Origin of the sequence: Xylanibacter ruminicola Ga6B6 (assembly GCF_000687715.1) — a bacterium.
Classification (GTDB): domain Bacteria; phylum Bacteroidota; class Bacteroidia; order Bacteroidales; family Bacteroidaceae; genus Prevotella; species Prevotella ruminicola_B.
The window spans coordinates 1-14,012 of record NZ_JHXD01000017.1 but is presented as its reverse complement, the minus strand read 5'-3'; the positions used below and the strand labels follow the sequence as shown (position 1 = coordinate 14,012).

At 50.8% G+C, this 14,012-nt stretch carries 13 protein-coding genes; 8 read left to right on the top strand and 5 right to left on the bottom strand.

Features of this window, described 5'->3' with window-relative positions:
- Window positions 1-5: 5 nt before the first annotated feature.
- The 5 genes from fucP to T500_RS16455 are packed head-to-tail and all read right to left on the bottom strand — an operon-like array spanning window position 6 to window position 5,040.
- Entirely contained in the window at window positions 6-1,319 is a 1,314-nt protein-coding gene (gene fucP, locus T500_RS0110520; protein ID WP_028908078.1) for an L-fucose:H+ symporter permease, read from the bottom strand.
- A 16-nt stretch (window positions 1,320-1,335) separates the two neighbouring features.
- The gene (locus tag T500_RS0110515) at window positions 1,336-2,352 is read right to left on the bottom strand and encodes a zinc-binding alcohol dehydrogenase family protein (RefSeq protein WP_028908077.1); all 1,017 of its coding nucleotides are present in this window, start codon (window positions 2,350-2,352) and stop codon (window positions 1,336-1,338) included.
- Window positions 2,353-2,387: 35 nt separating this feature from the next.
- Window positions 2,388-3,299: an amidohydrolase family protein gene (locus T500_RS0110510; RefSeq protein WP_028908076.1), complete on the bottom strand. Its 912-nt coding sequence runs from the start codon at window positions 3,297-3,299 to the stop codon at window positions 2,388-2,390.
- Complete coding sequence (locus T500_RS0110505; RefSeq protein WP_028908075.1) at window positions 3,284-4,234, bottom strand: aldo/keto reductase; 951 nt, start codon at window positions 4,232-4,234, stop codon at window positions 3,284-3,286. Before T500_RS0110505 ends, T500_RS0110510 begins: the two co-directional genes overlap by 16 nt.
- Before the next feature lie 14 nt (window positions 4,235-4,248).
- Window positions 4,249-5,040, bottom strand: coding sequence for a C1 family peptidase (locus T500_RS16455; protein ID WP_028908074.1), 792 nt, complete (start codon window positions 5,038-5,040; stop codon window positions 4,249-4,251).
- A gap of 134 nt (window positions 5,041-5,174) precedes the next feature.
- Between T500_RS16455 and T500_RS0110495 the strand changes: the two genes are divergently transcribed.
- The 8 genes from T500_RS0110495 to T500_RS16975 form a co-directional block, all read left to right on the top strand.
- Window positions 5,175-5,789 carry a deoxynucleoside kinase gene (locus T500_RS0110495; protein ID WP_028908073.1) on the top strand — a complete coding sequence of 205 codons (615 nt, stop codon included), beginning with the start codon at window positions 5,175-5,177 and terminating at the stop codon, window positions 5,787-5,789.
- A gap of 33 nt (window positions 5,790-5,822) precedes the next feature.
- Complete coding sequence (locus tag T500_RS0110490) at window positions 5,823-6,443, top strand: deoxynucleoside kinase (RefSeq protein WP_013064125.1); 621 nt, start codon at window positions 5,823-5,825, stop codon at window positions 6,441-6,443.
- A 12-nt stretch (window positions 6,444-6,455) separates the two neighbouring features.
- Window positions 6,456-7,703 (top strand): peptidase U32 family protein, encoded by a 1,248-nt coding sequence (locus T500_RS0110485; protein ID WP_036908981.1) that lies wholly within the window; start codon window positions 6,456-6,458, stop codon window positions 7,701-7,703.
- 341 nt (window positions 7,704-8,044) lie between these two features.
- Complete coding sequence (locus T500_RS0110480; protein ID WP_028908071.1) at window positions 8,045-9,004, top strand: ABC transporter substrate-binding protein; 960 nt, start codon at window positions 8,045-8,047, stop codon at window positions 9,002-9,004.
- A 12-nt stretch (window positions 9,005-9,016) separates the two neighbouring features.
- Window positions 9,017-10,939: a SpoIIE family protein phosphatase gene (locus T500_RS0110475; RefSeq protein WP_080694861.1), complete on the top strand. Its 1,923-nt coding sequence runs from the start codon at window positions 9,017-9,019 to the stop codon at window positions 10,937-10,939.
- Window positions 10,940-11,145: 206 nt separating this feature from the next.
- Window positions 11,146-13,278 (top strand): exopolysaccharide transport family protein, encoded by a 2,133-nt coding sequence (locus tag T500_RS0110470; protein WP_028908069.1) that lies wholly within the window; start codon window positions 11,146-11,148, stop codon window positions 13,276-13,278.
- The gene (locus T500_RS15795) at window positions 13,275-13,673 is read left to right on the top strand and encodes a BT0820 family HAD-type phosphatase (protein ID WP_051612018.1); all 399 of its coding nucleotides are present in this window, start codon (window positions 13,275-13,277) and stop codon (window positions 13,671-13,673) included. Before T500_RS0110470 ends, T500_RS15795 begins: the two co-directional genes overlap by 4 nt.
- A 56-nt stretch (window positions 13,674-13,729) precedes the next feature.
- Window positions 13,730-14,012, top strand: a 283-nt coding sequence (locus T500_RS16975) for a transposase (RefSeq protein WP_155267517.1), incomplete at its 3' end; no start/stop codon positions are given.

Sequence of the window (14,012 nt, the reverse complement as noted above, 5' to 3'; positions counted from 1 at the left end):
GGGAATTATAAATGTTTCTTGATATGAATACGATAGCCATAGACTGTCACCACGAGGAAACAGATGAGTGGCAGTACGAACGAGATGTTGGTGGCTGGCATACCCATCAACGTGCCCTCGTCGATAATCATAGCCTGCAGCGGGGGCAGTACCGAACCGCCTAAGATGGCCATGATAAGACCTGCTGCACCAAACTTGGCATCGTCGCCCAGTCCATCGAGTGCAATACCATAGATGGTGGGGAACATGAGTGACATGCAACCGCTAACGCATACCAGACAGTACATGCCCAAACGATCCTGGAAACCGATAACTCCCAGTGTAAATACCATGGCCAATACACCAAAGATGGCCAGCAGCATGGCGGGCTTTACGTATTTCATCAAGAAAGTGGCGATGAAGCGCGAGCAGATGAAGAACAGCATGGCAAAGATGTTGAATCGCTGCGACAGTACTTCGGCAGCCTGTTCGTCCATACCCTCGGCCATGAATACGCGCGTACCATATTGTATAATAAAGGTCCAGCACATAATCTGCGCACCTACATAGAAGAACTGGGCAATCACACCCTCGCGGTAGTATTTGAGTGCAAAGATTCGCTTGATGGTTACCAGGAAGTGGATGTCGTGGTTGGCATCGCCGATTTTGGGCATCTTGGTAAAGCGCATCAGTAACAGCATGCCCACAATCACCAGTCCGATAATCAGGTAGGGCGAAATCAGTACACTCAGGTCGGCATCTTTCAGCGCCTCAAACTCTGTGTCGCTCAGCAGGGCACGCTCGTCGCTGCTCATAGGGTTGAGCTTGGCCTGAATAAAGCTCATGGCCACAAACATACCGATGATAGAGCCGCAGGGGTTAAAGCACTGTGCCATATTCAGGCGGCGCGTAGCTGTTTCGGCAGGGCCCATGGTCAGAATGTAAGGGTTGCACGATGTTTCGAGGAACGAGAGTCCGCACGTCATGATAAAGTAGGCGATGAGGAAACAGCCGTAGATACCGATTGCCTTGGCGGGGAAGAACAGTAGGGCACCGGTAGCATAGAGTCCGAGTCCCATCAGCACGCCCGCCTTGTACGAGAACTTACGGATAAAAATGGCCGCAGGGAACGCCATGCAGAAGTAGCCGCCATAGAATGCTACCTGCACCAGCGTACCATCGGTTACGCTCATGCGAAAGATCTTAGAGAATGCTTTCACCATGGGGTTGGTGATATCGTTGGCAAAGCCCCAGAGTGCAAAGCAGAATGTTACGAGTATAAAGGGGATGAGGTAGTTAACCCCATCCTTGACTATCAGAGATTGTTGTTGCTTTTCCATTTTCTTTAGAAGGTTTTTAGAAGTGAACTAAGATGCGGAATACCTTGCCAGGTGCCTCGCTCCACTGCTGCATGGCCTCAGGGGCCTGCTTGGGTGCTACGTCGGCACTAATCAGACGGTCAACCGGACATGTGTCACGCTCCAGGTAGTGAATCACAGCACGGAAATCCTGTGGCTGGGCATTACGCGAACCACGAATGTCGAGCTCCTTCTGTACAAAGAACTTGGTTTGGAACGATACGTCGGTCTTGGCATAGCCGATGCAAACCACGCGACCGGTGAAGGCCACCTCGTTTACAGCCATCTGATAGGTAGGTGCGCTACCCACAGCCTCGATAATCACGTCGGGACCGAAACCCTCGGTCAGCTCCAGCAATCGGGCATGCACATCCTCGGTCTTGGTGTTGATGGCATAGGTGGCACCCATCTCCTTGGCCAGTGCCAGCTTCTCGTCGTCGATATCGGCAGCAATCACGGTAGCACCGCGCAGGGCCGAACGTACGATAGCTCCCATGCCAACCATACCGCAACCAATCACCACTACGGTGTCGATATCGGTTACTTGGGCACGATTCACGGCGTGGAAACCAACACTCATAGGCTCGATGAGGGCGCAGGTGCGGGGATCGAGATTACCAGCGGGAATCACCTTCTCCCAAGGCAGAGCGATGAACTCGCGCATGGCACCGTTGCGCTGTACACCCAGAGTCTCGTTATGCTGACAGGCGTTTACGCGCTGGTTACGGCACGAGGCGCACTTGCCGCAGTTAGTGTAAGGATTGCAGGTTACCACCATGCCGGGCTTCAGGTGTTCGGGCACGTCGGCACCCACCTTTTCAATCACGGCACCCACCTCGTGGCCAGGTATAACGGGCATTTTTACCATGGGGTTCTTACCCAGCCATGTGCTCAGGTCGGAACCACAAAAACCTACATACTTGAGGCGCAGCAGCACCTCGTTGGGCTTCATTTCCTGCTCAGAAATGTTTACTATTTCCATCTGGCGCTCGCCAGGAATCTGTATTGCTTTCATTGGATTATTTGACTATTTCACTATTTACTATTATACTATTCGCTCATGTTTTTGATGTAAGGGAGCTCGGGCAGCTCGCCGAAGCCGAAGAACTGCTTGGCGTTCTGGCCTAGGAACATACGCTTCTCATCGGCGGTTAGGTCGGCCGATTTCTCTACAAAGTCGTAACTCATCTTGTAGGTGATGGCGGTGATGGTGCGGGGATAATCGCTACCCCACATCAACTTGTCCATGCCCACCTCGTCGGCAGCCTGTTTAATGGCGCGGATGGCCGATGGGAAGGGGTAGAACTCGTCGTTAAACAGCCAGGTAATACCACCGCTTTCCACGTATACGTTCTTGTGGCGTGCCAAGCTAATCTGACTCATCCAACCTTCGCGTGTTACCATGCCGAAATGGCCGATGGCTATTTTCAGGTTGGGGCACTCCTGTATCAGCTCTTCCATCTGTCCTACCTGTGCGTCGCCGTCCTGTAGCTCAATGCCTAATATCTTATCCTGCTTCTCCATCAACTGCAACAACTGCAACATTGCATCGGTTAGGAACTGCTGGGGTAATCGGGCAGCGGGTATCTTGATGCCTTTAAAGGCCTCTACCACGTCTGGAGCGTTCTGCATAAAGTCGGGATTGCGGTAATCCAGCATACCGAAGGTGAAAAAACGGTTGGGGTAGCGGCTCTCTACCTGTAGCAGGTAGCTGTTCTGTATGCCGTCGATAAACTCCTGCGTAACCACGGCGGCTGCCACTTGGGCATAGTCCATGTTACTCAGAAAACGCTCAGCCGTGTTCTGGCCGTCGGTCATAAATGGCGGTAGCATCTGTCGCTCCTCGCCGAAAAACAGCGAGCGACTGCGGTTGGGCTCTAACTGACAGATACGCTGGTTGTTAACCACCGTGTCTTGGTTCAGCCACAGATGACTGTGGGCATCTATTATGAGTTTTTCCATCTTACAAACATTTGGTCGCCGATAATCTCCTGTACCTTCTTAACCAGCTGCTCGTCCATAGGCTCGTTAACGTACTGTATGTTCTTGAGCACGTTCTTGGGGTTGGCACTGCTGAACAGGGTAGTGGCGATGCGTGGATTCAGACTGGTTGAGAACTGAATGGCCAGCTTATCGATAGGATAGCCTTGCTCCTCGCAGTACTTGGCAGCCTTGGCACAAGCCTCCTGCAGATCCTTGCCGGCTGGGTGCCATGCGGGGGCGCCACGCTGCGACAGCAGGCCCATAGAGAATGGCGAGGCATTGATCACGCCCACGCCGTGTTGCTCGAAGAATCCCAGATAGTCGGCCAGCAGTGTGTCGTTCAGCGAGTAGTGGCAGAAGTTCAGAATACTCTCTACCGTACCCTCAGGGGCATGCTCTACCACCCACTTCAGGTTCTCGGGCTGCAGGTCGGTAATACCCACGTGCTTTACAATGCCTTTTTCGCGCAGTTCAACCAAGGCTGGCAGAGTTTCGTCAACAATCAGTTGCAAGCCGCCTTCCATGTCGCTCTGGAATTCAATGTCGTGTACATTAATCAGGTCGATGTAATCCACGTTCAGGCGCTCCATACTCTCGTACACACTCTCCTGAGCGCGCTTGGCGCTGTAGTCCCAGGTGTTCACACCGTTATGTCCGTAGCGGCCCACCTTGGTAGATAGGAAATACTTAGTGTGTGGAATCTCCTTCAGTGCCTTGCCAAGTACGGTTTCGGCCTTCAGGTGACCATAGTAGGGCGACACGTCGATAAAGTTGATACCATTGTCAACAGCTGTGTGAACAGCCTCGATTCCCTCTTCTTCGCGGATGCTGTGGAACACGCCGCCCAGCGATGAGGCACCGAAACCTAAGTTCGATACCTTCATGCCTGTTTTTCCGATTTCGTTATAAATCATATTGCTGATATTAGTTAGTTCTGATATGCTTCGTTAGTCATCTCTACGGCTACGGTCTCCTGACAGAAACGCGCCATGGGATAGTATTCTAGTCCACCGTATGGACCTTGGTCGCCCCACGAATTCTTCATGATAAAGTAACGCTCGCCATCCTCGTCGTGGGCTAAGCCAACTATGGACATAGCGTGGTTCTCGTCTTCCCAGCACACACCGTGGTGGTTACGCACGGCACGCTCGGTCTTGATTAGCAGTGAGTCCATCGGTATGTTCAGATAGCGTTCGTGGGTCCAGTTGTCGGGTACCTCCAGCTCGGCCTCCTCGTTATAGGGCTGATGGTTGTTACTGGTCAGAGCAATGTACTCGCCTGGCTTGCACACACTGCGGGCAAACTCCTGCGGGGTGTACTGTGCGCCCAGCATAAACACCCACTTAGGGGCGGGTGTTGTAATCTTGCGCATGGCGTCGTAGCCACAGATACCGTATTTCTCAATCATTCTGATAAGGGTGGTGGGCTCGCCGCGCTTGGTGGCGGGACAGGCTTGCTCCTGCTCAATCATTTTTTCAATATAGTAGGGTGATAAGTTTACCGAGTCGCCCCAGCTCAGGTGCTCGGTCTCAATGGCGGCCAGCATGGCGTAAATCCAACATGTCTGGCTTTCGCCCTGGTCCTTAACGGGTGTCATGCGGTTCAGTACTTCGTTGGTAAAGTACTTGCCCCCCGGGGTATAGACACTTGGCTGGTGGGCACAACTTCCCATCAGCATCACCAAAGCAACTGCACATGCCATCACGGTTTTAAGTTTCATGCTGCAAAGATAATATATTTTGGAGCGAATTCTGCGAATTAACATGAAAAATATATGGCCGAACGAAAAAAAATCGATAAAATCCATAATACGTGCCGAAAAAGTAGTATCTTTGCAGCCCAATTCAATTAAGTATGCATATCGCAGTAGCTGGAAATATAGGTAGTGGCAAGTCTACGCTCACCAAGCTCCTGGCCAAACACTATGGCTGGGAACCGAGGTTCGAGGCCGTAGAGCATAACCCGTATCTCGAGGATTACTATCGCGATATTCACCGTTGGTCGTTTAATATGGAGGTGTATTTCCTGAAGGAACGCTTCCGCGATCTGATTACGATTGCTCTGGCTGATCACACCATTATTCAGGACCGTACCATCTACGAGGGTGTGTATGTGTTTATGGAGAATAACCGCGATATGGGTAACCTGAGCGAGCGCGACTACGAGACTTACATGGAACTGTTTGAGCAGATGATGACGGTGGTGAAAGTACCCGACCTGATGATTTATCTGCGTGCTTCGGTGCCCCATCTGGTTAGCAATATCCAGAAGCGTGGCCGCGACTACGAACAGAGCATACAGCTGGAGTATCTGCAGAACCTGAACCGTCGTTACGACGATTTCATTAAGAACAAATACCCCGGCCGTGTGATTACTATCGAGAAAGACAATCTCGACTTCCTTAACATTCCTAAGGACCTCTCTGGCATCATCGACAAAATCGATGCAACTCTCTTTGGACTGTTTTAATGTTTAATGTTTAATCTTTAATGTAAAGATAGTATGCATATTGCAGTAGCAGGAAACATTGGTAGTGGCAAGACCACGCTTACTAAGTTGTTGGCACATCGTTACAACTGGATTCCCCGTTTTGAACCAGTTGATAATAACCCGTATCTGGCTGATTTCTATGCCGATATGCCTCGTTGGTCGTTTAATCTTCAGATCTATTTCCTGAACAAACGTTTCAAGGAGGTGGTTGAGATTTCGCAGAGCAAGGACACACTGATTCAGGATCGTACCATTTTTGAGGATGCTCGCATTTTTGCGCCCAACCTGCACGATCAGGGAATGATGAGCGACCGCGACTTTGCTAACTATACCGACTTGTTCGATCTGATGATGTCGCTCGTGAAACTGCCTGACCTGATGATTTATATCCGTTCGAGCATACCTACGCTGGTTGAGCAGATTGCCAAGCGCGGACGTGAGTACGAGCAAACCATGCGTCTGGATTACCTGCAGGGCTTGGAAAAACGTTACGAGGACTGGATTGCTACCTACAAAGGTCCGCTGATTATTGTTAATGGCGATACCTGTAAGTTTGGCGACCGCCCAGAGGATTTTCAGAAGGTCTGCGAACTCATCGATCAGAAGCTGTACGGCCTCTTCCCCATGGAATAAAAAATTAAGGATATGATACAGGATTACGAAATAATGGCACCTGTAGGCTCGCGCGAGAGTCTTGCAGCTGCAATACAGGCTGGTGCCGACAGTATTTACTTCGGCATCGAGAAATTGAACATGCGTGCCCATTCGGCAACTACTTTTACCATCGACGATCTGCGCGAGATTGCCCAGACCTGCGATGAACATGGCATTAAGAGCTACCTTACAGTTAATACCATCATTTACGGCGAGGATATCCCCTTGATGCACGAAATTATTGATGCCGCCAAACAGGCAGGCATCTCGGCTGTGATTGCCAGCGATGTGGCTGTTATGACCTACTGTCGCAAGGTGGGGCAGGAGGTTCACCTCTCTACCCAGCTCAACATCTCTAATATCGAGGCTCTGAAGTTTTATGCCCAGTTTGCCGATGTGGTTGTGCTGGCCCGCGAGTTGAATATGGACCAGGTGGCCGAGATTTTCCGTCAGGTTGAGGAGGAGCACATCTGCGGTCCCAGTGGCAAGCAGATACGTATCGAGATGTTCTGTCACGGCGCCCTGTGCATGGCCATCAGCGGTAAGTGCTACATGAGCTTGCATGCCGCTAACCGCAGCGCTAATCGTGGCGAGTGCATTCAGATTTGTCGCCGTTCGTACACCGCTACCGACAACGAGACTGGCTACCAGCTGGATATCGACAATAAGTATATTATGAGTCCGAAGGATCTGAAGACCGTGCGCTTTATCGACCGCATGATGAAGAGCGGCGTGCGTGTGTTTAAGATTGAGGGTCGTGCCCGTGGTCCCGAATATGTTTACACCGTGGTTACTGCCTACAAGGAGGCCATTCAGGCTGTGCTGGATGGTACGTTTACCGAGGAGAAAAAGGACGAGTGGGATGCTCGCCTGGCTACTGTATTTAACCGCGGTTTCTGGGATGGCTACTATCAGGGCCAGACCATGGGTGAGTGGAACAAACACTACGGCAGCAACGCTACTGAGCGCAAGGTTTACATTGGTAAGGGCGTGAAATATTTCTCGAATCTGGGTGTGGCTGAGTTTACGGTAGAGGCAAACACCTTTAAGGTGGGCGACAAGATGCTGATTACAGGTCCTACCACTGGTGTGATGTATGTAACGGCCGAAGAGATCCACGGTGATAACGGTCCGGTTGAGGTGGCTGAGAAGGGCACCCGTGTATCGATAGCTGTAACAGGCAAGGTACGCCAGAGCGATAAGCTGTTTAAACTCGAACAGATTGAACTTGCTGAATAACAATAAATTAGGGGCGCATCACTGCGCCCCTAACTTGTCTAACTTACTAACCAATTACTAATCATTATACTAACAAAAACTATAAATGTATGAAAAAACTAACTCATTACTATTATTTACTTGAACTATTGATTACTTTTTCTGGTGCAAAGGTACGCTGAAAGGTTGAACTACGCAAATCTCTTCAACCAAACGGGCTTATTTTTCAGCCAATTGCCCGATTTATATTTTCTTAAGAAGCTCGAAATACCAAAAAGTTTACAGAAACGTTTGGATGTTTACGGAAAAAACACTATCTTTGCAACCGTAGAAACCTATAAAACTATAATGTTGATACTATCATGGATACGAAACATCGGATGCTTACAGCCATCCTAACCTTATGTTTTAATATGGTACCGTTTACAATGGCAGCTCAGGATGAGACCATTGTGTTTACGCCCCAGTGGACGGCGCAGGCGCAGTTTGCCGGCTATTATGTAGCCGAGGCCAAGGGTTTTTACCGCGAGGCCGGTGTAAAGGTGCATATAGAGCACCCCACACCCACGCAGCCCGCCATGGCCCGATTGCAGCATAACCAGTGCCAGGCCACCACGCTGCAGCTGTGTCAGGCCTTGGAGATAGTGGATGGCGGCATACCATTGGTAAATATTCTGCAAACATCCATGAACAATGCCATGGTGATTGTATCGGCCCGTAACGAGGATCCGCTCAAGCAAAAGGGTGCCCGTGTGGGTATCTGGAGTGTGGGTTTCGGTCAGCTGGCCATCTGCATGAGCATTATGGACCACCTGAACTACGAGTTTGTGCGTTTTGCCCAGAATGTGAACCTGTTTGTGGCGGGGGCCTTGGATGCCACGCTGGCCATGAGTTACAACGAGTATTACCAGCTGGTGCAGGCAGGTATTACCGTAACCGATAAGAACGTGTACCGCTTTTGCGACCATGGCTACAACGTGCAGGAGGATGGCGTGTACATGACGCGTAGCTACTACGAGAAGCACCGCAACCAGGCCATTCGCTTTGCCCAGGCCAGCAAGAGGGGGTGGGAGTACGCTGCCAAGCACCCCGACGAAGCGCTTGATATCGTGATGAAGTATGTGGACAGGGAAAAGATAGGTACCAACCGCGTGATGCAGCAGCTGATGCTGCAGGAGGTGCTGCGACTGCAGGTGGATCGTGAGTCGAAGAAGCGCGAGTTCCGTTTGCGCCCCGACATGGTGAAACGTGCCAGCCACTTGATGGTACAGAACCGTATGCTTGATCGCGAGGTAACATACCAGGAGTTAATAGCTAAATGATAGATAACTGTTATGAATGAAATAATTGCATATATACGCCGTAAGCTATCCATCAGGGTTAGTTTGTGGGTGGTGATGTTTGCCGCCGTTATCTTTGTTGCGGCCCTCGGGTTCCTGTTCTATCAGTCGCGCGAGGCAGTGCGCCAGGAGGCCATCCATCGTGCCACCACCATTCTTGATCGTACATCGCTGCAGGTAGAGGGTATCCTGAACCGTGTTGAGGTGGCCACTAACATGACCGTGTGGCTGGTGCAGCGCCATCCTAACGTGGCCGACTCGATGTTTGTGTATAGCGAGGGTACGCTGCGTAATAATCCCGATTTCTACTCGTGCTCAATCGCCTTCGAGCCTTACTATTTCAAGGAGTATGGCCGTTATTTCTCGGCCTACTCAAAATACGAGGGCGATAGCATCCGTACCCTGCAGGGCGGTAGCGATAACTACCAGTACTTTTTTATGGACTGGTACCTGATGCCCACGTTGCTGGGGCACCCCTGCTGGACCGATCCTTACATGGATCTTGATGCGCCCACCAATACTTACGAGATGGTCACCACCTACTGTCAGGCCATCAAAAACAAGCAGGGCGCGGTAATTGGCGTTATCAACACCAGTTTGTCTATCAACTGGTTGTCGCAAACCATCTCGGCAGTAAAACCCTATCCTAACTCTTACAGTATTATGATAGGTCGTGGCGGTACGTACTTTGTGCATCCCGACAGTACCAAGATTACCCGACATACTATTTTTACGCAGACCATGCTGGAGCCCGACACGGCTCTGACAGCCCTGGGCCATGCCATGCAGCGTGGCGAAGAGGGTATGCGCCGCATGGTGATAGATGGCAAGGATAGCTACGTGTTCTACAAGCCGCTGGGCAAAACGGGCTGCTCTATGGCCATTGTGTGCCCCGAGAGCGACATTTTTGGCGGCTTTAACCGCCTGCGCCACACCGTGATGGGTATTGTGTTTGTTGGCTTGTTGGTTATGTTGTGCGTATTTATTAATGTAATTACGCGCGAGCTCAAGCCTTTGCACCGCCTTGCACGCGAGGCCGAGACCATCGCCTCGGGTAATTTTGATGCCGAACTGCCCGACTTTGAGCGTACCGACGAGATTGGTCAGCTCAGTCACTCGTTCGGTTACATGCAGCAATCACTGGTAAGGTATATCGACGAGCTGAAGCTTACCACCGCCCAGAAAGCGTCTATCGAGAGTGAGCTTAACGTGGCCAGCAACATACAGATGAGCATGTTGCCCAGTGTGTTCCCCAACCGCGAGGGACTGGATATGCATGCCTCAATGACACCCGCTAAGGAGGTTGGTGGCGACCTTTACGGCTATCTGCTCAAGGGCGATAACCTGTACTTCTGCGTGGGCGATGTGAGTGGTAAGGGGGTGCCAGCCTCGCTGTTTATGGCGCAGGTAACCCGCCTGTTCCGTACGCTGGCCAACCAGCAGATGGCACCTGCCGATATCTGTACCCACATGAACGAGGCCCTGTCGGGCGACGAGAACCCCACCAACATGTTTGTAACCATGTTTGTGGGCATGGTTAATCTGCAGTCGGGGCACCTCAAGTTCTGTAATGCCGGTCATAATCCGCCTGTGATAGGTGGTGGCGAGCACCATGGTGAGTTCCTGCAGATGCTGCCCAACTTCCCCATCGGTGTGCTGCCGGGCTTGGAGTTCCAGGGCGAGGAGATTGATACCATTAAGGGCCGTGCGCTGTTCCTTTATACCGACGGACTGAACGAGGCCGAGAACCGCGATCACAAGCAGTTTGGCGACGACCAGCTGCTATCCATCCTGCGCAACACTCATTTCGAGAGTGCCCAGCAGGTAGTAGAAATCCTGTATAACGAGGTGCAGCGCCACCGCGATGGCGCCGACCCGAACGACGACCTGACCATGATGTGTCTGCGTATGCAATAAAGTTTAAGTGAATTTTGGTTGATATGAGAAATCGATGAGGTTGAGTGTTAAATTATACTAATCGTCGATTTCTCCTTTTTTCTAGTCTTTTTCTCCTTGATTTTCAGTACCTTTGCAGTCCAAAATAGAAAAAAAAACGGGCTGGACATGATAGGATAACAACACAGAACAATGCCCTAAACTTACTAAGTACTGATTATTATTTAATGACAGAAGACAAGAAGCTGAGTGTAGCCGACCTTGAAGAACGCTTACTCTACGATGATGACGATGATGCCGCCTCCGGTATCGACGTACGACAACTCCTTACAATCCTTATTCTGCATTGGCGCTGGTTTGTGCTCTCGGTAGTGCTTTGCCTGGCAGGTGCCTTTGCCTATCTGCGTTACACCACGGCGATTTACTCACTGTCGGCACGCATGTTGATTAAAGATGATAAGCAGAACTCCCGCAGCAATGCCGATGTACTGGCAAATATGCGCGACCTGGGTTTTATGAGTAATTTGGCTGGTATCGAGAACGAGATGCAGATTCTGCAGTCGCGTGTATTAGTGCGCGATGCCGTGAATGATTTGAAACTCTACACCGAATACTATCGCAGTGGCACGCTGCGAAATAATCTGGTGTACGGAAACCAACCCTGGCTGGTGGATATCGATGCCGTAGCGCTGGATAGTATGGATCGCGTACTGCACGACGAAACGCGTACCATCCGCCTGCAGCTGGCATCCCGTTATAACACCGTGCAGGTGGAGGGGCAGCTGCTGTGCAATGGTCAGCCTGTACAGTCGTTCAACTTTACGCCCCGCCAACTGCCGGCATCGGTGCGTACCGCTTATGGTACGCTAACCTTCAGGGTAAACCCCGCTTGCCGTAAGACTGATGATGGCGATTACATTGTTACCATTCAGCCGCCCATGCTGGTAGCCAAAACCTATTTGGGTAAGCTTGATGTAAAGCCAGTAACCAAACAGTCGTCGATAGCCGAAATAACCCTGCAGGATGCCCATGTACATCGTGGACTTGATTTCTTGTCGGCACTCACCGCCTGCTACAACCGTCAGGCTAATGCCGATAAGAACGAGATAGCACTGAAAACCGAGGAGTTTATCAACGCCCGTATCAACAAGATTAATGCCGAGTTGGGCTATACCGAGGGTACGCTCGAACGTTATAAGAAGCGCAACACCGTTACCCGCTTGGAGATGGATGCTACCCAGTCGCTGCAGATGTCGGGACAGTACAGCACCAAACTGGCCGAGGCTACCTCCGAGATACAGCTGCTGGATTACTTGCGCGAGTTTGTTGATAATCCTGCAAATCAAGATAAGATTATCCCCTCGAATGTGGGTATGACCGATCAGGCCTCTACTGCCCTTATTGCAAGCTACAATCAGACTGTGCAGGACCGTAACCGCCTGCTGAAGGTGGCCAGCGAACAGGCGCCGCAGGTGATGGCCCTTACTGCTACTCTCGACGAACTGCAGTCGTCTATCCGTGCAGCACTGCTCCAGGCACGCCGTTCGGCTGATATCCAGCAGCAGGGCATTTGCGACCAGTATGCCAAATATCAGGGCCGATTGGGTAGCACTCCCGAGCAGGAGGTGCGCTCAGGACTTTATCTGATGCTGCTGCAGAAACGCGAGGAGAACAGTATTTCGCTGGCAGCCACCGCTGATAAAGGCAAACTGATAGATGAGCCCCAGCTGGTGGGCAAAGTAAAGCCCCGTGGTGCTATTATTATGTTAGGTGCACTGGTGGTTGGCTTGGCCGTTCCCATGGGTGTTATTCTGCTCATCAGGTATTTCGAATACCGCCTTGCCCGGTTGTTTAATATCTACAACGATCGCTCGCTGGGCGTATCCAATCTGCTGGCCATGAGTCATGTCAGTCCTGGCTCGGTGCGTGCGCAGATTGTGTCATCGGGCATCGATAGCCGTCTCGATTTGCTTATGGCTGGTCCTGTCCCGCCTAACCCCACCGAACTGCTGGCCCGTCAGAACATGGCCGATGTGATTGATGTTCTGCGTAAGGATTATGACTACATCATTATTGATACTGTCCCTGTGGGATTTGTTACCGACACGCTGCAGATAGCCCGCTACGCCCACGTAAACTGCTATGTGTGTCGTGCCGACTATACGCACAAAAACGATATTAAGATTGTAAACACGCTGGCTGCCGAACAAAAGTTGCCAAAGCCCTGTATGGTACTTAACGGCATCGACATGTCGAAGCGCAAGCACGGCTACTATTATGGCTATGGTTTTTATGGCCGCTACGGGCGTTATGCCTACTCGCACTACGGAAATAATAACGATAAAAGTATAAAGAGATGATTATTGCAGTTGATTTCGACGGTACCATCGTTGAGAACCGTTACCCTTACATTGGCAATGAGAAACCCTTTGCCATCGAGACCCTTAAGTTACTGGCCAGCGATCGCCATCAGTTAATATTGTGGACCTGCCGCGAGGGCCGTTTGCTCCAGGAGGCTGTAGAGTGGTGCCGCCAGCGTGGTTTGGAGTTCTATGCCGTTAACTGTAACTACCCCGACGAAACGCCCGCTGGAAATCCCACCTACTCGCGTAAACTGAATGTAGACGTGTTTGTCGACGATAGCGGTCTGTGTCCACTGCCCGATTGGCCCACCATCTACCAGATGATAACCCATCGCCCCGCACTCCTCCAGTCGCAAAGTCACTGCTTCCATAGCTGCCGCGCCTTAAGGTAGTGTCTTATACTGATATAGGTTGACACATTTAGAAACTTAATAAATGTGTTAGACTTATGAGAATTTTAAATCCAAGGATTCCAGAAGAGAAGAAAGCGGAGATTATTTCTGCTTATTTGAATGGTACCAACAGTTATGAAGAGTTGGGAAAGTACTACAATGTTGAACCAAGTACGATAAGATGTTGGGTAAGCCGGTACAGAAAATCAAAAAATGTTGTATCTTTGCAGGCGGATACCAAACCGCTTGAAGATATGGCACGTAAAAAGAAAGAGGAGAAATCTCCTGAGGTACTGGCACTCGAAGCTCGCGTTCGTGAGTTAGAGTTGCAGAATCTGG